At 70.5% G+C, this 19,019-nt stretch carries 18 protein-coding genes and 3 tRNA genes; 12 read left to right on the plus strand and 9 right to left on the minus strand.

Annotated features, from left to right (window positions below; genetic code table 11):
* Window positions 1-52 precede the first annotated feature (52 nt).
* Window positions 53-1,516, plus strand: a complete 1,464-nt coding sequence (locus tag AB0P41_RS09565; RefSeq protein WP_356714881.1) for a N,N-dimethylformamidase beta subunit family domain-containing protein — start codon at window positions 53-55, stop codon at window positions 1,514-1,516.
* A gap of 139 nt (window positions 1,517-1,655) precedes the next feature.
* Complete coding sequence (locus AB0P41_RS09570) at window positions 1,656-2,582, plus strand: phosphoribosylaminoimidazolesuccinocarboxamide synthase (RefSeq protein ID WP_356714879.1); 927 nt, start codon at window positions 1,656-1,658, stop codon at window positions 2,580-2,582.
* Between the two features lie 41 nt (window positions 2,583-2,623).
* Here the strand turns inward: AB0P41_RS09570 and AB0P41_RS09575 are convergent.
* The 6 genes from AB0P41_RS09575 to AB0P41_RS09600 all read right to left on the minus strand — a co-directional run bounded on the left by AB0P41_RS09575 (window position 2,624) and on the right by AB0P41_RS09600 (window position 5,478).
* Window positions 2,624-2,699, minus strand: a tRNA-Gly gene (locus AB0P41_RS09575).
* A 22-nt stretch (window positions 2,700-2,721) separates the two neighbouring features.
* Window positions 2,722-3,345, minus strand: a complete 624-nt coding sequence (locus AB0P41_RS09580) for a response regulator transcription factor (protein ID WP_356714877.1) — start codon at window positions 3,343-3,345, stop codon at window positions 2,722-2,724.
* Window positions 3,342-4,601: a histidine kinase gene (locus AB0P41_RS09585; protein ID WP_356714875.1), complete on the minus strand. Its 1,260-nt coding sequence runs from the start codon at window positions 4,599-4,601 to the stop codon at window positions 3,342-3,344. Before AB0P41_RS09585 ends, AB0P41_RS09580 begins: the two co-directional genes overlap by 4 nt.
* 165 nt (window positions 4,602-4,766) lie before the next feature.
* A tRNA-Gly gene (locus AB0P41_RS09590) sits at window positions 4,767-4,839 on the minus strand.
* A 79-nt stretch (window positions 4,840-4,918) separates the two neighbouring features.
* Window positions 4,919-4,990 (minus strand) — tRNA-Gly (locus AB0P41_RS09595).
* Window positions 4,991-5,142: 152 nt separating this feature from the next.
* On the minus strand, window positions 5,143-5,478 hold the full coding sequence (locus AB0P41_RS09600; RefSeq protein ID WP_365931142.1) for an Lsr2 family protein: 336 nt from the start codon (window positions 5,476-5,478) through the stop codon (window positions 5,143-5,145).
* A 384-nt stretch (window positions 5,479-5,862) separates the two neighbouring features.
* Between AB0P41_RS09600 and purS the strand changes: the two genes are divergently transcribed.
* The 8 genes from purS (at window position 5,863) to AB0P41_RS09640 (ending at window position 13,582) form a co-directional block, all read left to right on the plus strand.
* Window positions 5,863-6,114, plus strand: a complete 252-nt coding sequence (purS, locus tag AB0P41_RS09605) for a phosphoribosylformylglycinamidine synthase subunit PurS (RefSeq protein WP_033296931.1) — start codon at window positions 5,863-5,865, stop codon at window positions 6,112-6,114.
* The gene (gene purQ / locus AB0P41_RS09610) at window positions 6,111-6,791 is read left to right on the plus strand and encodes a phosphoribosylformylglycinamidine synthase subunit PurQ (protein ID WP_365931144.1); all 681 of its coding nucleotides are present in this window, start codon (window positions 6,111-6,113) and stop codon (window positions 6,789-6,791) included. Before purS ends, purQ begins: the two co-directional genes overlap by 4 nt.
* On the plus strand, window positions 6,788-9,037 hold the full coding sequence (purL, locus tag AB0P41_RS09615) for a phosphoribosylformylglycinamidine synthase subunit PurL (protein WP_365931146.1): 2,250 nt from the start codon (window positions 6,788-6,790) through the stop codon (window positions 9,035-9,037). The genes purQ and purL overlap by 4 nt, the downstream gene beginning before the upstream one ends.
* Window positions 9,038-9,141: 104 nt before the next feature.
* On the plus strand, window positions 9,142-9,669 hold the full coding sequence (locus tag AB0P41_RS09620; RefSeq protein WP_356714868.1) for a helix-turn-helix domain-containing protein: 528 nt from the start codon (window positions 9,142-9,144) through the stop codon (window positions 9,667-9,669).
* A 29-nt stretch (window positions 9,670-9,698) separates the two neighbouring features.
* Complete coding sequence (locus AB0P41_RS09625; RefSeq protein WP_365931148.1) at window positions 9,699-10,523, plus strand: M23 family metallopeptidase; 825 nt, start codon at window positions 9,699-9,701, stop codon at window positions 10,521-10,523.
* 113 nt (window positions 10,524-10,636) lie between these two features.
* Window positions 10,637-11,833: a hypothetical protein gene (locus tag AB0P41_RS09630; RefSeq protein ID WP_365931150.1), complete on the plus strand. Its 1,197-nt coding sequence runs from the start codon at window positions 10,637-10,639 to the stop codon at window positions 11,831-11,833.
* A 52-nt stretch (window positions 11,834-11,885) separates the two neighbouring features.
* Window positions 11,886-12,689, plus strand: coding sequence for a sterol carrier family protein (locus AB0P41_RS09635; RefSeq protein WP_356714863.1), 804 nt, complete (start codon window positions 11,886-11,888; stop codon window positions 12,687-12,689).
* A gap of 38 nt (window positions 12,690-12,727) precedes the next feature.
* Complete coding sequence (locus AB0P41_RS09640) at window positions 12,728-13,582, plus strand: META domain-containing protein (protein WP_365931152.1); 855 nt, start codon at window positions 12,728-12,730, stop codon at window positions 13,580-13,582.
* Between the two features lie 31 nt (window positions 13,583-13,613).
* On the opposite strand, the gene AB0P41_RS09645 is transcribed toward AB0P41_RS09640, so the two are convergent.
* Window positions 13,614-15,053 (minus strand): sulfatase-like hydrolase/transferase, encoded by a 1,440-nt coding sequence (locus AB0P41_RS09645; RefSeq protein WP_365931154.1) that lies wholly within the window; start codon window positions 15,051-15,053, stop codon window positions 13,614-13,616.
* Between the two features lie 232 nt (window positions 15,054-15,285).
* Window positions 15,286-15,627: a putative leader peptide gene (locus AB0P41_RS09650; protein ID WP_365931155.1), complete on the minus strand. Its 342-nt coding sequence runs from the start codon at window positions 15,625-15,627 to the stop codon at window positions 15,286-15,288.
* A 194-nt stretch (window positions 15,628-15,821) separates the two neighbouring features.
* On the opposite strand from AB0P41_RS09650, the gene purF reads away from it, so the two are divergent.
* A complete protein-coding gene (purF, locus tag AB0P41_RS09655; protein WP_356714856.1) occupies window positions 15,822-17,348 on the plus strand; it encodes an amidophosphoribosyltransferase in 1,527 nt (508 codons plus the stop codon).
* A 60-nt stretch (window positions 17,349-17,408) separates the two neighbouring features.
* Complete coding sequence (gene purM, locus AB0P41_RS09660) at window positions 17,409-18,482, plus strand: phosphoribosylformylglycinamidine cyclo-ligase (RefSeq protein WP_365931156.1); 1,074 nt, start codon at window positions 17,409-17,411, stop codon at window positions 18,480-18,482.
* Between the two features lie 151 nt (window positions 18,483-18,633).
* Here the strand turns inward: purM and AB0P41_RS09665 are convergent, their stop codons facing one another.
* Window positions 18,634-18,891, minus strand: a complete 258-nt coding sequence (locus AB0P41_RS09665) for a DUF3073 domain-containing protein (protein ID WP_014155056.1) — start codon at window positions 18,889-18,891, stop codon at window positions 18,634-18,636.
* Window positions 18,892-19,019: the final 128 nt, after the last annotated feature.

Here is a 19,019-nt window from a genome sequence, read left to right on the forward strand (position 1 = left end):
GCGCCGGGACCCGGCGCGGCAGACATGTCGGGGGACGAGGGAGGGGTGCGGGATGGGGGCGGAGCAGATCCGGCGATGGGAATCGGGTGCCCTCGCGCATGCCGTGAGCGACCCCTTCGGGCAGGGCCCGCTGCCCTGGCTGCGAGGCAGCGAGAACTACTTCGACGACACCGGCCAGGTCGTCCCCTGGTACGCCGACCCCGACCTCGGCCGCGGCGGCGCCGGCGGCGGCACGCGGACGGCCGACGACGTGCACCAGCAGATCAAGGGGTTCGTGTCGCCCGGCGCCGCGGCACCCGGTGAGGCGATCGACTTCCACATCACGGTGGACCCGCCCCAGCAGTTCTCCGTCGACATCTACCGCATCGGGCACTACGCGGGTGACGGCGCCGCCAAGATCACCACCAGCCCGCGTCTCTCCGGCATCGTCCAGCCGGCACCGCTGACCGCCGAGCGGACGGTCTCCTGCCATCACTGGTGGCTCTCCTGGCGGCTGCAGATCCCCAGCTACTGGTCGGTCGGGGCGTACGTCGCCGTCCTCACCACTGCCGACGGCCACCGCTCGCACGTCCCCTTCACGGTCCGCGACGACCACCCCGCCGACCTGCTGCTCCTGCTCCCGGACGTCACCTGGCAGGCCTACAACCTCTACCCGGAGGACGGCCGCACGGGCGCGAGCCTGTACCACGCGTGGGACGAGCGGGGCCGGCTGCTCGGCGAGGAGGACGCCGCGGCCACCATCTCCTTCGACCGCCCCTACGCGGGCGCCGGGCTGCCTCTCCACGTCGGTCACGCCTACGACTTCATCCGCTGGGCCGAGCGGTACGGCTACGACCTCGCGTACGCCGACGCCCGCGACCTGCACGCCGGCCGTGTGGACCCCAGCCGCTACCGCGGCCTGGTCTTCCCCGGCCACGACGAGTACTGGTCGGTGCCGATGCGCCGCACCGCCGAGCTGGCCAGGGACACCGGCACCTCGCTCGTCTTCCTCTCGGCCAACACCATGTACTGGCAGGTCGGCCTCGGCCCGTCCCCCTCCGGCGTTCCCGACCGCCTCCTCACCTGCCGCAAGCGCCGCGGCCCGGGAAAGCCCGCACTGTGGCGTGAGGTCGACCGCCCCGAGCAGCAGCTGCTCGGCATCCAGTACGCGGGCCGGGTCCCCGATCCGCACCCGCTGGTCGTGCGGAACGCGAGCCACTGGCTCTGGGAGGCCACCGGCGCGGCCGAGGGCGACGAGATCGACGGGCTGGTCGCCGGGGAGGCCGACCGCTACTTCCCGCGCACGGCGCTGCCCGAGCACGAGAGCCGCATGCTGCTCGCGCATTCCCCGTATGCGGACAGCGAGGGGGCCACCCGTCACCAGGAGACCTCGCTGTACCGCGCCCCGTCGGGTGCGCTCGTCTTCGCCTCGGGCACCTTCGCCTGGTCACCGGCGCTGGACCGGCCGGGCCATGTCGACTCCCGCATCCAGCGGGCCACGGCCAATCTGCTCGACCGGATCTGCAAGCGGGACTGAGAAGCGGAGCCCATCCGCCGCGCGCCCCGTGGGCTCCCGTCCCGGCCCCGCCCTGTCCACGGTGCGACCCCTGGCGGCGTGGCTCCCCGGCATGCGGGACAATCGGAACGACTCCTGGATCAACCTACGCGGAGGCAGCGTGTCCGGTTTCGTAGAAAAGCCCGAGCCCGTGCAGGTGCCGGGGCTCACCCACCTGCACACCGGCAAGGTGCGCGACCTGTACCGGAACGAGGCGGGTGACCTCGTGATGGTCGCCAGCGACCGTATGTCCGCGTACGACTGGGTCCTGCCCACCGAGATCCCCGACAAGGGCCGTGTGCTCACTCAGCTGTCGCTGTGGTGGTTCGACCAGCTCGCCGATCTCGTCCCCAACCACGTGCTGTCCACGGAGCTGCCGCCCGGCGCCCCCGCCGACTGGGCCGGCCGGACCCTGGTCTGCCGCTCGCTGCGGATGGTTCCGGTCGAGTGCGTGGCGCGCGGTTATCTGACGGGCTCCGGTCTGACGGAGTACGACGCCACGCGGACCGTCTGCGGTCTCGGTCTGCCCGAGGGCCTGGTCGACGGCTCCGAACTCCCGGGGCCGATCTTCACCCCGGCCACGAAGGCCGCGGTCGGCGATCACGACGAGAACGTCTCGTACGAGGAGGTCGCCCACGAGGTCGGCCCCGAGACGGCGGCCGTGCTGCGCCGGACGACGCTGGACGTCTACGGCCGTGCCCGGGACATCGCCCGTGAGCGCGGGATCATCCTCGCCGACACGAAGTTCGAGTTCGGCTTCGCGCCGACCGCGGACGGTGGCGAGGAGCTGATCCTCGCGGACGAGGTCCTGACGCCCGACTCCTCCCGCTTCTGGCCGGCCGAGAGCTGGGAGCCGGGCAAGGCGCAGCCTTCGTACGACAAGCAGTTCGTCCGCGACTGGCTGACCTCACCGGCCTCCGGCTGGGACCGCCACGGCGAGCAGCCGCCCCCGCCGCTGCCGCAGGAGATCGTCGACGCGACCCGGGCCAAGTACATCGACGCGTACGAGCTTCTGACCGGCATGAGCTGGCCGGCCCAGGGGGTGTGACAGCAGAAGGCCCCGGTCACGATGACCGGGGCCTTCTCATGTGGAGCGGACGACCAGGTTCGAACTGGCGACCTCAACCTTGGCAAGGTTGCGCTCTACCAACTGAGCTACGTCCGCGTGCGCCGAAGTGCGGTGCCTACTATACCCAACCTCTCCGGCGTGCGAGACGCACTGCCGCATGACGGTTCTCGGCCCCGAGTTTGGAGACGGCCGCCGACAGGTAGTTGCGCACGGTGCCCTGCGACAGCGACGCCCGCTCCGCGATCTCCGCGACCGGCGCACCGTCCGCCGCCAGCTCCAGCACCTCCGCCTCACGAGCGGTCAGCGGTGAGTCCCCGGCGGAGATCGCGTCGGCCGCCAACTCCGGGTCCACATAACGGTTTCCGGCGTGCACCGTGCGGATGATCTCGGCCAGCCGCCGGGCGCTGACCGTCTTCGGGACGAACGCCCGGACGCCCGCCTCCAGAGCGCGTTTCAGGTGCCCGGGCCGGCCGTGGCTCGTCACGATCATGGTCTTGCAGCCGGGCAGCCCGGTCCGCAGCGATGTGGCGACCTTCACACCGTCGGCGCCCGGCATCTCCAGGTCCAGGACCGCCACATCGGGCCGGTGGGCCATCGCCATCGCGAGCGCCTCCGGCCCGGTCGCCGCCTCGGCGACCAGGACGATGTCGTCCTCCAGGGCGAGGAGGGCGGCCAGCGCGCCCCGGATCAGGTGCTCGTCGTCGGCGAGCAGGACACGGACGGGGCCCGGTGCGGATGTCATCTCTTCTCCTGCGGGGAGGGTGCGGTGTTCCGTGGTGAGGGCAGCGGGACGGCCGCGGTCAGATGGAACCGTCCGTCGTCCGTCGGTCCCGCCTCCAGCGAACCGCCGACCGCGGCCAGCCGTTCCCGGAGTCCGTGGAGCCCTGAGCCGCCCCCGGGGACGACGGTCCCGCCCGGTGTCACGCCGTCGTTCTCCACCACCAGACGGACCCCGTCCCGTGCGGTCTCCAGCCGGATGTCGCACCGCTGCGGATCGCCGTGCCGCAGCACGTTGGTGGCCGCCTCACGTACGGCCCAGCCGAGCGCCGACTGCACGGGGGAGGGGAGCTGCCCGCCGTCACCGTGGACGGCGCACTCGATCCCCGCCGCCCGCAGGACCCCCTGGGCTCCCAGCAGTTCCGTACGCAGATCGGCCTCGCGGTATCCCCGTACGACATCCCGGACCTCCTGCTGGGAGGCGCGGGCGATGCGCTGCACCTCCACCATCTGGTCCTTCGCCGCGGGCTTTCCGCGCTGCGCCAGTTCGACCGCGAGCTCGCTCTTCAGCGCGATCACCGCCAGGTTCCGGCCCAGCACGTCATGCATGTCCCGCCCGAACCGCAGCCGCTCCTCGGCGACCGCCAGCCGGGTCTCGACGTCCCGGGCGTCGCGGAGCTTCTGCATGATGCCGAGCGTCCAGGCGGAGAGCCGCACGGTGGTGAGGAGCAGCACACCACCGAAGCCCACCCCGGTCAGGGTGGTCAGGGCGAAGGACCCGGTGGCCCCGGCCAGCAGTGTGCCGCCGCTGGTGCCGCCCGCGGCCACGGCGATGCACACACCGGATACCCATACCGGCACGGCGAGGACGAAGGGCGTCAGGAACGGCCACGCCACGGCCCCCAGGGCCAGCCGCAGCTCGGGAAACGTCTCGGTGCCGGCGTACCCGCCGAGTGTCAGCAGGCCGGCGGTGTTCGCGAGGAACAGGACAGCCGAGAGGGCGACCAGCCGCCGTTCGACGACCCCTCGGCCCAGGTAGCTGTCGAGAGCCCGGGAGACGAACGGCACCGAGCAGACGCCCTGCGCGATCACGGTCAGGACCGTGGCGGCGATCAGGGCGGCGGGTGCGTCGGAGTGCCGGACCGGGCGCGTCACCGACAGGAGCGCCACGCACACGACCATTCCCCAGACCATGGAGTGCAGGCTGCCGCGCGTGTAGAGATCGATCTTGTCGAAGCCCTCACGCCGCTGCCAGCTGCGCACCTGCGTCCGTACCCACACGGTTTCCGCTCCCCCTTGTCCCCGTGGACCCCTCGCTCAAGCCTTCCGCAGGATCATGGCCGCGAGCAGTGCGCATTGTCACCGCTGCTCATGACAAACGTCATGAGCCGATATCCGGAAACACCAAAGGCCCCGGTCGATATCGACCGGGGCCTTTGGAACAAGAGCGGACGACCAGGTTCGAACTGGCGACCTCAACCTTGGCAAGGTTGCGCTCTACCAACTGAGCTACGTCCGCATTGCCACCACTCGGCTTTCACCGGTGGAGCGCTCACTACTCTACCTGATCCACTCAGTGGTCCGGTAAGGCAGTGCAGAGCGGGTGACAGGAATTGCACACTGCGCCTTCCCCCTGGAAGGGGGATGTTCTACTACTGAACTACACCCGCACGCTGCGTCGGACCCGGCCCTTCGGCCTTGCCCTTTGGCGTGCTCCAGACTCTAGCCGACCTGCAGGGGTGTTGTGCAAGTCGGCTCCCCGAGGTGGCGCCACGGGGTCCGGCGGAGGCCGGAGCGGAATGGAGCATTCCGGGCGCCGCCCTCAACTCGCCGCGTTGAACGCCTCGTAGACCCTCTTGGGGATCCGGCCACGGGCCGGCACCTCCATCCGGTGCGAGCGGGCCCAGGCGCGCACAGCCGCGGGGTCCGGCGCGAGCGAGGTGTGGTGGTACGACACCGGCGCCTTGCCGCGCTTGCCGGTGTTTGTCTGCTTTCGGCCGGCCGCTACGTACGGGGCCAGCGACTTACGCAGTTTCTTGGCATTGGTGGGATTGAGGTCGATCTCGTACGACTTCCCGTCCAGGGCGAAGGTGACCGTTTCCGCCGCTTCTCCCCCGTCGATGTCGTCGGAGAGTGTGACCACGACGCGCTGAGCCACGGATATCGGTCCTTTCCTACGGCATCGTCGCGCCTGACATGCGCTGATGCCGGCCTTCCGGCGGCTGGGCGGATACGGATCGACTGCTGTCGACTGTTCCGGGGCAATCGTGCTTTCCCCGGTATTCATTTGTACAGCGGTGGGAGCCGCATTGTGAAGCCCGGCCAATTGCATCCGCGTGTTGCCGACGTGTGTCCCCGTGCAATCCGGGTGAAGATTTTTTCCAGGATTTTTCCCGCCCGTTGTCGCTTCCGATATCCCGCCGTGATCAGGTCCGTCCGATATCTACCCGCGTAGAATTTTGGGCCAGGTAGGCTGAGAGGACCCGCGGGGATCTGGGGAACCCCTCGGAGACACAGCCGCACCACACCACCGGGAGTGCCAGTGGCACGCGTCGTAGTCGACGTCATGCTCAAGCCGGAGATCCTCGACCCGCAGGGACAGGCTGTGCAGCGCGCACTGCCCCGTCTCGGCTTCGACGGAATCGCGGACGTTCGTCAGGGAAAGCGTTTCGAGCTCGAGGTCGAGGGGCCGGTCGACGATGCCGCCCTCGCCCGTATTAACGAGATGGCCGAGACCTTCCTCGCCAACACCGTCATCGAGGACTTCACCGTCAAGGTGGAGGAGGAGAAGTGACCACCCGTATCGGCGTCGTCACTTTTCCCGGCACGCTCGACGACCAGGACAGCCTGCGGGCCGTGCGGATCGCGGGTGGAGAACCCGTATCCCTCTGGCACCGCGACAAGGACCTCCACCAGGTCGACGCGGTCATCCTGGCGGGCGGATTCAGTTACGGCGACTATCTGCGCGCCGGCGCCATCTCGCGTTTCTCGCCGGTGATGGAGACCGTGATCGAGCAGGCGAAGGCCGGCATGCCGGTCCTCGGCATCTGCAACGGCTTCCAGATCCTGACCGAGGCACACCTGCTGCCCGGCGCGATGCTGCGCAACAACCACCTCCACTTCATCTGCCGCGACCAGAAGCTGCGGGTGGAGAACGCGGAGACCGCCTGGACCGCGGACTACGAGGCGGGCCAGGAGATCTCCGTACCGCTGAAGAACGTGGACGGCCGGTACACCGCCGACGAGCGCACGCTCGACGAGCTGGAGGCCGAGGGCCGCGTCGCCTTCCGTTACGCCGACGTCAACCCGAACGGCTCGCTGCGCGACATCGCCGGCGTCACCAACGCCGCGGGCAACGTCGTCGGTCTGATGCCGCACCCGGAGCACGCCGTCGAGCCGCTGATCGGTACCGGTCGCACCGACGGTCTGGGTTTCTTCACCTCGATCATCAAGAAGCTGGTCAACGCATGAGCCTGGACACGGTCAAGCACGCGGCCGACACCCCGGACGCCGGGCAGCCCTGGAAGGAGCTCGGCCTCAAGGAGGACGAGTACGCCCGGATCCGCGAGATCCTGGGCCGCCGTCCCACCGGCGCCGAGCTCGCCATGTACTCCGTGATGTGGTCCGAGCACTGCTCGTACAAGAGCAGCAAGGTCCACCTCAAGCAGTTCGGCGAGAAGGTCCCCGCCAACGACGCGATGCTCGTCGGCATCGGCGAGAACGCCGGTGTGGTCGACGTCGGCCAGGGCTACGCGGTCACCTTCAAGGTCGAGTCGCACAACCACCCCTCGTACATCGAGCCCTACCAGGGCGCGGCCACCGGCGTCGGCGGCATCGTCCGCGACATCCTGGCCATGGGTGCCCGTCCGGTCGCGGTCGTCGACCCGCTGCGCTTCGGCGCGGCCGACCACCCCGACACCCGCCGGGTGCTGCCGGGCATCGTCGCGGGCATCGGCGGATACGGGAACTGTCTCGGCCTGCCGAACATCGGCGGCGAGGTCGTCTTCGACGCCTGCTACCAGGGCAACCCGCTCGTCAACGCCGGCTGCATCGGCGTGATGAAGCACGAGGACATCCACCTCGCCCAGGCCTCCGGCCCCGGCAACAAGGTGATCCTCTACGGCGCCCGCACCGGCGGCGACGGCATCGGCGGCGTCTCCGTGCTGGCCTCGGAGACCTTCGACGACACCAAGCCCACCAAGCGGCCCGCCGTCCAGGTCGGCGACCCGTTCCAGGAGAAGCTCCTCATCGAGTGCACCCTGGAGATCTTCAAGGAGAAGCTCGTCGCGGGCATCCAGGACCTCGGCGGCGCCGGGCTCTCCTGCGCCACGAGCGAGCTGGCCTCCGCGGGCTCCGGCGGTATGCGCGTCGAGCTGGACACCGTGCCGCTGCGCGACTCCTCCCTCTCGCCCGAGGAAATCCTCATGAGCGAGTCGCAGGAGCGCATGTGCGCGATCGTCGAGCCGCAGCACGTGGACCGCTTCATGGAGATCTGCGAGAAGTGGGACGTCATCGCCACCGTCATCGGTGAGGTGACCGAGGGCTCGCAGCTGGAGATCTTCTGGCACGGCGAGCAGATCGTGGACGTACCGCCGCGGTCCGTGGCCCACGAGGGCCCCACCTACCACCGGCCGTTCGCCCGCCCCTCCTGGCAGGACGCGCTGCAGGCCGACGACGCCGGCAAGCTGGCCCGTCCGGCGAACGGCGCGGAGCTGCGCGAGCAGGTCCTCAAGCTGGTCGGCTCCCCGAACCAGGCGTCCAAGTCCTGGATCACCGATCAGTACGACCGCTTCGTGCAGGGCAACACCGTGCTGGCGATGCCCGAGGACGCCGGCATGGTCCGGATCGACGAGGAGTCGAATCTGGGCGTGGCCATGGCGACCGACGGCAACGGCCGTTACGCCAAGCTCGACCCGTACACGGGCGCGCAGCTCGCGCTGGCCGAGTCCTACCGCAACGTCGCCGCGTCCGGCGCCAAGCCGCTCGCCATCTCGGACTGCCTGAACTTCGGTTCGCCCGAGGACCCGGACGTCATGTGGCAGTTCGCCGAGGCCACGCGGGGTCTCGCGGACGGCTGCCTGGAGCTGGGCACCCCGGTCACCGGCGGCAACGTCTCGCTGTACAACCAGACCGGTGAGACGGCGATCCACCCGACGCCGGTCGTGGCCGTCCTCGGCGTGATCGACGACGTGACCCGGCGTACGCCGGTCGCCTTCGCCGAAGAGGGCCAGCTGCTCTACCTCCTGGGCGACACCCGCGAGGAGTTCGGCGGCTCGGCCTGGTCCGAGGTCATCCACCAGCACCTCGGCGGGATGCCGCCGAAGGTCGACCTGGGCCGCGAGAAGCTGCTCGGCGAGATTCTGATCTCCGCTTCGCGCGACGGCATGATCGACGCCGCGCACGACCTCTCCGACGGCGGTCTGATCCAGGCGGTCACCGAGTCCTGCCTGCGGGGCGGGAAGGGTGCCCGGCTGGTCGTCCCGGACGGTCTGGACGCGTTCACCTTCCTGTTCTCGGAGTCGGCCGGCCGCGCGGTCGTCTCGGTCCCGCGCAGCGAGGAGCTCCGCTTCAACGACATGTGCGGGGCGCGGGGACTGCCCGTCGCCCGCATCGGTGTCGTGGACGGCGAGGAGATCGAGATCCAGGGTGAGTTCAGCATCCCCCTGAGCGAGCTGCGCACGGCGCACGAGGGGACCCTCGAGGGCCTGTTCGCCTAAGTTCAGCCCGTACCGAAGCCCCCGTCCGGGTCGACCGGACGGGGGCTTCGGCATTCCTGCCGTATCTGTTGATTGAGATTACGTAATTACGTAAGGTGGAAACCATGGAGCTCGAGGAGCGCGTCGCCGAACTGGAGCGCCGACTCGCGGCGCTGGAGTCGGCTGCCGGGAGCGAGAAGCCGGAGCTGGGCGTCGGGGACTTCTGGGCGCTGGACGGGCTGAAGGAACAGCTCGGCCAGGTCGGGGACGCGGCGGCCGACGGCGGGGTGCTGTTCACGGGGGCGGTGAAGCTGCCGGCCGGCGAGCGGTACGAGTGGCAGTACGGCGCGCTCACGGTGGGGCTCCTGGGGAACGCGGACGAGGACCGTCCCGACTGGGCGGAGGCCGCCGAGCCCCTGGCGGCGCTGGGCCACCCGGTCCGGCTGCGGCTGCTCCGCGAGATCCTCGGCGGCCGTCGCACGGCCGCCGAGCTGGCCGAGCTCGACGACACGGGCACGACCGGCCAGATCTACCACCATCTGCGCCTGCTGACCGGCGGGGGCTGGCTGCACACGACGGGCCGCGGGCGGTACGAGGTGCCCGGTGCCCGGGTGGTGCCGCTGCTGGTGGTGCTCACGGCCGCCCGGCCCTGAGACCTGTACGCCGAGACCGAGGGGGACCCATGTCCGTACGCAAGGCCGCGATGGTCACGTACCGCTGCTGCTGGCTCGTGTTCGTCGCGCTGGTGCTGGCCGGCCTCCTCGCCGAGGCGCTGGTGCCCTTCGGGCTGACCTTCGTGCCCGCGGGGGCCGCGATCCTCATCGGGCTCCTGATGGGCCGCCGCAGCCGTGACGACCTGGCGAAGGACCGGCCGGCCGTCGAGGTGGGGCCGCCGGTGACCGGGCGCTGGATCGCGGTCAACAGCCCGGCCGACAAGGTCCCCAGCCACGGCACCCACGGTTACGGGCAGACGTACGCGATCGATGTCGTCGCCGAGCCGGAGGAGGGCGGCCGGCCCCCCTTCCGGTGGCTGTGGCCGGTCGCCAGGCCCAACCGCGACTTCCCGGCCTTCGGCGCCCCGCTCCTCGCGGTGGCGGACGGCACGGTCGTGCACGCGAGCGACGGCCGGCGCGACCACCTCAGCCGGAACTCCGGCCCGGCCCTGGCGTATCTGATGCTGGTGGAGGCTTCCGTACGCGACATGACCGGCGCCCACGGGATCGTCGGCAACCACGTCGTGCTCGACCTCGGCGACGGGACGTACGCCGCGTACGCGCACGTCCGGAAGGGCTCCCTCCAGGTGAAGGCGGGGGACACGGTCCGGGAGGGGCAGGTGATCGCTCGCTGCGGGAACTCCGGCAACTCGACCGAACCGCATGTGCACTTCCAGCTGATGGACCACCCGGATCTCGACGTGGCACGGGGGATCCCCTTCACCTGGCGGGGCGTCGGCGTCCCGGCCAACGGTGAGGCGTTCACGGCCGAGGGGGCTGTCAGCGCCGGCTGATAGCTTGCGTGCGTCACGTGTCGTTGCGGTACGGGGGGACGATCATGGACGGTATGCGCGCTGCCAGGCCACCTGGGTCCGATGCGGAGCCGACCGGGCGCGTACGAAAGGCCGTGAACGCGGTGTTCTGTGTCGTCGCCGTGGTGGGAATCGGCCTGAGCGTCTGGGCCGTGGTCATGCAGGTGATCGACCTCCGCGCCCGGTCCGAGAGCCGTGGGCGCATAGAGGCGGGGTGCGGTGGCCTCGTCGACTCCGACCGGGTACTCGCGCTGCACGGTGGCATCGACCGGGTGGAGATGTCCGACCGCTACCGCATCACCACCGGTCGGAGGGACAGCAGTTGCGTGGTCTACCGGGTGGGTGACCCCGGGACGACGTACGGGCACTTCTCGCTCGACCTCACCCTGTCCCCGTCGAATCCGAACGCCGACGAACGCCTGGTGAAGGTCGATCACGAGCCCTTCGACTACTTCACCAGTGAGAACAGGGACGACGTCACCGCCGTGGCGCAGTACTCGCCCCCGTACCCACTGGGCGACGGCACGCTGGGGGAGTACGACGCCGACACGGTGACGGCCAGGGCCGTCTGCGAGGACGGGGGCCGGATCTCCTCCGTCGAGGCCGAGGTCGCGGCCTGGCACGATGGCCCCCTCACGTCCGAGGACCGCCGTGAGCTCTCCGGCCTGGCCCGCCAGGCGGCGGAGCGGGCCGCGGCGAAGAACGGCTGCCGGGCCCGGCTTCCCGAGGTGCCCTCCGCACTCCCCCGGCCGAGGACGGCACTCGGCCCCGCCGCCGAAGCGGGCGGCACCTGCGCCTGGTACCGGCGTCACGCAGCCGTCCAGGGCCGAGGGGAGCTTCCCGACCGGGCGCTTGCCGCACCGGCCGGGAAGGCGAGTGCCCATGACTCCTGCCTGCTGGCGATGAGCCCGGAGGGGACCGAGAGGATCTGGCCCGCGTACGAGAAGAGATCGTCCCGGCCCAAGGATCTCGACGAGGCACTGACCCTGCGCCCGCTATGGCTGCAGACGGACACGCTGGTGGGCGACGTCACCAGAGGACTGCGGACCGGTGCGGCGAACAGGAAGCCGGTCAGTTCCGGGACGGCAGGATCGGCCGACGGCACCTGGTGGGCGTCCTCCGTCTGTGTTGGCAAGCCCGCCCTGCACCTGATGCAGGTGTCCTTCTCGTACGGCGACATACTCCGTGACCGGCTGGAACCCCTGTTCCGGGCGTACGTCGAGGACGCCACCGAGCGCCGCGGCTGCACCGGGGTCACCTTCCCCGAGGCCTCGGACTTCGCCGGGAGGTGAACGACCGCGCGAAGGGAGCACGCTGTCACGGGCCGCGGTTAGTCTCGCCCCTATGCCCCCGGCCAAGAAGCGCCCCCGCGCCTACGACATGCCCCGGACCAGGAGCGCGGTCCTGGCCCAGTTCGCCCACGTCCAGGACGCCGTCCGCACGCTGACGCCCGAGCAGTTGGCCCTGCCAGGGCCGGGGGAGTGGACCGTGCGCGAGCTCGTGGCGCACATGACGATGGCGCTGGAGCGCGTCAGCCGGTCCATGGAGCTGCCCGAGCCGGACGGTGGGCCCAAGCCGGAGATCGTCCTGCTGGAGTGGCCCTTCTCCACCGCCCCGAACGTCACGGGAATCGCCGACCACACCAGGGACCTCGCCGAGGCCCGTCCCGACCTCGGCACGCTGTACGAGGAGACGGCCACCCGGTTCGCCGAGCTGGTGCCCGCCGACGCCGACGCCGGCCGGCTGGTGACGACCCGGGCGGGCACGATGCGGCTGGGCGACTTCCTGGTGACCCGCACCGTCGAACTCGTCGTCCACACCGACGATCTCCACCGGGCGACCGGCGTCGAGATTCCGTACGACCGGCAGGCGCTCGCCGCCTGCACCCGGCTGCTCGCCGACGCGCTCGCGGACAAGGCGCCCGGCGGCTCCGTCGAGGTGCGCGTCCCGCCCTTCGCCGTCGTCCAATGCATCGGCGGCCCCAAGCACACCCGGGGCACGCCGCCCAACGTCGTGGAGACGGACCCGCTCACCTGGATCCGGCTGGCCACCGGACGTACGCGGTGGGCGGACGCGCTCGAAGAGGCGCAGGTCAGTGCCAGTGGCGAGCGGGCCGACCTCGCCCCGCTGCTTCCGCTGATGGGCTGAGGGGGAACCGGATCGACCGGTCGATCCGTCCCATGGCCATGCGCAAACAACGTATGGCTGTCAGCGCCGTTGCCGTCCTGGCCACCTTCGCCCTTGCCGCCTGCGGTACGGAGACGGGCTCCGGAGCGGGGGCCGGGGACTCCGGGAACTCCGGGGGCGGCAGCGGCACGGTGCGGCCGGGCCCATCCCTGACCGGTGTCCACTGGAACGTGTCCTCCCTGACCGTCGGCGGTAAGAAGACCACCGCCCCCGCCGGTGCCCATGTCGAGATCGGTCCCGAGGGCAAGGCCACCGGCAATCTGGGCTGCAACCGCTTCACCGCCGAGGTCCGGGTCGAGGGCGACACGGTGACCGTCGGGCCGGCCACGACCACGGAGATGGGGTGCGAGGAGGATGTCCAGCAGTTCGAGAAGGCGATGGGCCGCGCCTTCAGCGGCGAACTCGAGGCAGCGGTGGCGGACCGGAGCGGCGGGAAGACCCTGACCCTGACCACCGCGCGGGGCGACTCCATCGCCCTCACCTCCGAGCCGCCGGCCCCGCTCACCGGCACCACCTGGAAGGTCACCGCACTCGTGTCCGGCAGTGCCGCCACGTCCCTGCCCGCCGGCACGGAGAAGAAGGCGCATCTCACCTTCGGCGAGGACGGCTCGGTGGAGGGGAATCTCGGCTGCAACTCCTTCCACGGCAAGGCGGCGGTCGCCGGCACCACCCTCACCTTCGGCCCGCTCGCATCCACCCGGAAGATGTGCGCGGACCCGGAGATGGAATTGGAGCGCGCGCTGCAGGCTGTGCTGGAGGGGAGGACGACGTACGAGATCGATCACCGCTCCCTGTCGATCGAGGGCAAGGGCGGCAAGGGACTCGCCGCGGCCGCCCCGGCGGCCGGGGGGTGACCGGCCGGGGCGGATCCCGCCGGGCCGGTTCTCAGGAACCGGTCGGATACGGGAGCAGGCCGGAGTCCGTCCTCTCCCACGACGCCCGCAGCGCGGCCAGCCGCTCCGGCTCGGCCGCCGCGCGGTCGGCCTGTTCGCGCTGGTCGGCGGCCAGGTTGAACAACTGGTCGGTCCCGCTCTTCCCCCTGTAGTACTTCCAGTCCCCGCGCCGCAGCGCCCGCTCACCGCGCACCCGCCAGAACAGGTCGCGCTCCTTCGGCGTCTCGCCGCGCAGCAGATAGCCGGCGAGGCTGACGCCGTCCAGCGGGTGGGCGGGGTCCGGCCGTGCTCCGCCGAGCTCCAGCAGGGTCGCCGTCCAGTCGGGCGAGAACACCGGGAGAGCGCTGACCTGGTGACCGTCGATCCGGGCGGGCCAGCGCAGCACCGAGGGAACGCGGATGCCACCCTCCTGGAGGGAGCTCTTGCTGCCGGACAGCGGCCAGTTGTAGGAGAACCGCTCGCCCCCGTTGTCGCTGGCGAAGAAGACCAGGGTGTCCTCCTCCTGACCCGACCGCTTCAGTGCCTTCAGCACCTCGCCGACGGAGCGGTCCAGGTCCTCGACCATCTCCGTGTACTTCTCGACCGAGCCGCCGTCGGCGTTCCGTAGCGCGCCCCGGTCGCCGGCCTTGATCCGGCGGACGATCCCTGCGGAGGTCTCCGTGTCGCCGTCGGCGATCCACGGCCAGTGCGGAGTGGTGAAGTTCAGGTTGAGGAGCCACGGCTTGTCGTGATCACGCTGCACGTACTCGCTCGCGCGCTCGGTGAGGATCCGGGTGTAGTAGCGCAGGTCCTTGTATGCGGCGTCGCCCTCGTACAGGTCGTACTCGCCGGCCAGACCGAGCTTCGAGTAGTACTCCAGGGCACCCCCGAAGTTGCCGAAGAACTCGTCCCAGCCCGACCTGGTGGGGCTGTGGTCCGGGAGGTATCCGCAGTGCCACTTGCCGATCAGGGCGGTCGAATAGCCGACGCCACGCAGCAGGGAGGCCAGGGTCGGATGGGTGGGCTCCAGCCCCACGGACCTGTCGGCTATGGGTTCTGCGAGTCCGCCTTTCGTACGCCCCGGATAGCGCCCCGTGTAGAGGCTGAACCGGGTGGGCGAGCAGGTGGCGGAGCCGGAGTAGGAGTCGGTGAAGCGCACGCCCTGCCGTCCGAGTTCGTCCAGGTGGGGGGTGCGGATGTGCGGAGCACCGTACGAGGAGAGGTCGGCCCAGCCGAGGTCGTCGCCGAGGATGAACAGGATGTTGGGCCGGCGCGCGTGCCTGCCGCGTGCGGCGCGGAACGGCCGCTCCCGCGTCTCGCCGTCGGAGGCGGCGGCCTGCGGCCCGATGGCGGCGGTCGCGGCGGTCGCGCCCACGGCGGTGGTGAAGGCACGTCGGCTCAGCGGTGAGCCGGAACGCCGACTCGTACTTGAATTCGAATTGTGTGAGGTCATGAGGGCTCCAGGGCCGGCCCCGCGCGCCGCCGAGGGAGGGCGGGGCGCGCGAGGGTGTGGGTGCGGTGACCCGTCGGAGAGGGAGCGCGGGCGGGCACACCCGGGCATGACGGGGCAGTGCGGGAGAGTGGAAATGCGTCAGGGCCCCGGATCTCGGGCCGGAAGCCCTGCGAGGGAAATGCCTACGGAAGCCCTACGGAAGCCCTGTGAACGGCCCCGGGGCGCGGCAGGCTCAGGCGCAGCGACAGATGGCGCTCGCGACACGTCCCAGATCGACGTGGCGGCGCTCCACGAGCGTGACCGACTGATCACCGAGGGGCTGCATGAGGAAGGAGCCTGCCCAACGGGCCATGAGCCTGTCAACGGGAGTCTCGTCCTGCGGACACCTGTCCGACGGGCCGCAGCACGCGGTCGGCGGGCGCTGACCGGGGCCGCCCGGTGTGAGGCTCGCCACGAAACGCGCGTTCGGCCACCGTCTGCTCCACCGGGCCTCCCGGTTCACCGAGCGCCACGAAGGAGGTGACGTCGGCGCGGAACGGCCGGGGCGGCCGACCCGCCGGTAACAGCCGTCCATCCCGGTCGTCGGCGGGCTCCGGGCCCTTCGGGACCGGAGCGGAGACGGAAGGCCGACATGGTCGCAATCACCCTCGGTGACCGTGCCATGCCTGCCCGGGCGCCTGCGGGAAGGCCCCCGCCACCCCGCCCGTGGCTCCGGCCGGACGGCCACCCAATTCGGACCGGTGGTCGATCTCGCCTACACTCGGTGGCGTGCCTCGTGGTGATGGACGACTCAACCACGACCTGCTCCCCGGAGAGAAAGGCCCCCAGGACGCTTGCGGCGTCTTCGGTGTCTGGGCTCCGGGCGAAGAGGTCGCCAAGCTCACCTATTTCGGACTGTATGCCCTGCAGCACCGTGGACAGGAGTCCGCGGGCATCGCAGTGAGCAACGGGTCCCAGATCCTGGTCTTCAAGGACATGGGACTGGTCTCGCAGGTCTTCGACGAAACGTCTCTGGGATCGCTCCAGGGCCATATCGCGGTCGGTCATGCCCGCTACTCCACCACCGGTGCCTCGGTGTGGGAGAACGCGCAGCCGACGTTCCGTGCCACCGCGCACGGCTCGATCGCCCTGGGGCACAACGGCAACCTGGTCAACACGGCCCAGCTCGCGGAGATGGTCGCCGACCTCCCCCGCAAGGACGGCCGCGCCACCCAGGTCGCCGCGACCAACGACACCGATCTGGTGACCGCGCTGCTCGCCGGCCAGAGAGATGACGACGACAAGCCGCTCACCATCGAGGAGGCCGCCGCAAAGGTGCTCCCCGAGGTCAAGGGCGCCTTCTCGCTCGTCTACATGGACGAGCACACGCTCTACGCGGCCCGCGACCCGCAGGGCATCCGCCCCCTGGTCCTCGGCCGGCTCGAGCGTGGCTGGGTGGTGGCCTCCGAGTCCGCCGCCCTCGACATCTGCGGTGCCAGTTACGTCCGCGAGATCGAGCCGGGTGAGCTCGTCGCCATCGACGAGAACGGCCTCCGCAGCACCCGCTTCGCAGAAGCGAAGCCCAAGGGCTGTGTCTTCGAGTACGTCTACCTGGCCCGCCCCGACACCGACATCGCCGGGCGGAACGTCTACCTCTCCCGGGTCGAGATGGGCCGGAAGCTGGCGGCCGAGGCCCCCGTCGAGGCCGATCTGGTCATAGCGACGCCCGAATCCGGAACCCCCGCGGCCATCGGCTACGCCGAGGCGAGCGGAATTCCGTTCGGATCCGGTCTGGTCAAGAACGCCTACGTCGGCCGGACCTTCATCCAGCCTTCACAGACCATCCGCCAGTTGGGCATCAGGCTCAAGCTCAACCCGCTCAAGGAAGTCATCAAGGGCAAGCGCCTGGTGGTCGTCGACGACTCGATCGTCCGCGGCAACACCCAGCGCGCCCTGGTGAGGATGCTCCGCGAGGCGGGCGCCGCCGAGATCCACATCCGGATCTCCTCCCCGCCCGTGAAGTGGCCGTGCTTCTTCGGCATCGACTTCGCGACGCGCGCCGAGCTGATCGCCAACGGCATGTCCGTGGACGAGATCGCCACCTCCATGGGTGCCGACTCCCTCTCGTACATCTCGCTCGACGCGATGGTCGAGGCCACGACGATCGCCAAGCCGAACCTCTGCCGCGCCTGCTTCGACGGCGAATACCCGATGGAGCTTCCGGACCCGGAGCTGCTCGGCAAGCAGCTGCTGGAGACCGAGCTGGCGGCCGGTCCCGCCGCGACCGCCGCGGCCGACGCCCTGCGTCGTCCGTGACCCGGACCGACCGGCTGCCTCCCCACCAGCCCCGTATTCCCACACGAAAGATCCCGGGCCATGTCTGAGACAACAGGTGCTTCCTACGCCGCGGCGGGCGTCGACATCGAAGCCGGTGACCGCGCCGTCGAGCTGATGAAGAAGTGGGTGAAGAAGACGCAGCGCCCCGAGGTCGCGGGCCTCGGCGGCCTCGGCGGATTCGCCGGCCTCTTCGACGCCTCGGCGCTCAAGCGTTACGAGCGCCCGCTGCTCGCCTCCGCCACCGACGGCGTCGGCACGAAGGTCGACCTGGCCCGGCAGATGGGCGTGTACGACACCATCGGCCACGACCTCGTCGGCATGGTCGTCGACGACCTGGTCGTCTGCGGCGCCGAGCCGCTCTTCATGACCGACTACATCTGTGTCGGCAAGGTGCATCCCGAGCGTGTCGCGGCCATCGTGAAGGGCATCGCCGAAGGCTGTGTCCTGGCCGGCTGCGCCCTGGTCGGAGGCGAGACGGCCGAGCACCCGGGCCTGCTGGGCCCCGACGACTTCGACGTCGCCGGTGCCGGGACGGGCGTGGTCGAGGCCGACAGGCTGCTGGGCCCTGACCGTATCCGTAAGGGTGACGCCGTGATCGCGATGGCCTCGTCCGGTCTTCACTCGAACGGGTACTCGCTCGTGCGCCACGTGGTCTTCGACCGGGCGGGCTGGACCCTGGACCGTGAGGTCGAGGAGTTCGGCAGGACGCTCGGTGAGGAGCTCCTGGAGCCCACCAGGATCTACTCCCTGGACTGCCTGGCGCTGACCCGCACGACCGAGGTCCACGGCTTCAGCCACGTCACCGGGGGCGGTCTGGCCAACAACCTGGCCCGGGTGATCCCGGACGGGCTGCACGCCACGGTCGACCGGTCCACCTGGGCGCCCGGTGCGGTCTTCGACCTGGTCGGCAAGGCCGGGAAGGTCGAGCAGCTGGAGCTGGAGAAGACGCTCAACATGGGCGTCGGCATGATCGCGGTCGTCCCCGCCGACTCGGTGGACGCGGCGCTGACGACGCTGGCCGACCGGGGTGTCGACTCCTGGGTCGCCGGTGAGATCACCGAGCGCGGCGACCACGCGACGGGCGCCGAGCTCACCGGAAGCTACGCACGGTAGTACGCGCCCTCACCGCCGGTCCGGCACACCACCGGACCGGCGGGGCCGCGGCGAGCCGGTCACAGGAACTCCGCGCCGCACCGATCCGTGCCGGGACAGCACAGAACCCGGTCCGGGCAGGCCCGGACCGGGTTGATGTGTCAGCGCGAGGTCAAGCGCCGCGGCGCTGTGACGACGGACCGGACTGGTCGTCCTCGTCCGCGTCCTCGTCGTCGTTGTACAGATCCGCGTACTGTGCGTACGGGTCATCTTCCTCGTCGTCGTCCTCGAACGGCTCGGCGTTCGGTGGCTGACTCGAAGGCGATGCGCCCAGCTCATTGGCCAGACGCGACAGGTCTGTCCCGCCGCTGCTGTACTTCAGCTGGCGGGCGACCTTGGTCTGCTTGGCCTTTGCCCGGCCGCGCCCCATGGCTCGACCCCCTCGGTGACGGGGCTCGACGGCCCCAGAGTCTTGACACGCGTTCATGTTTCAGGACGGACTCTCAGCAGAGAGACCGCGCCCGTGGCTTTAACGGTACCTGCTTCCTCGGCCATACG

Source organism: Streptomyces sp. NPDC079167 (genome assembly GCF_040686735.1).
Taxonomy (GTDB): Bacteria; Actinomycetota; Actinomycetes; order Streptomycetales; family Streptomycetaceae; genus Streptomyces.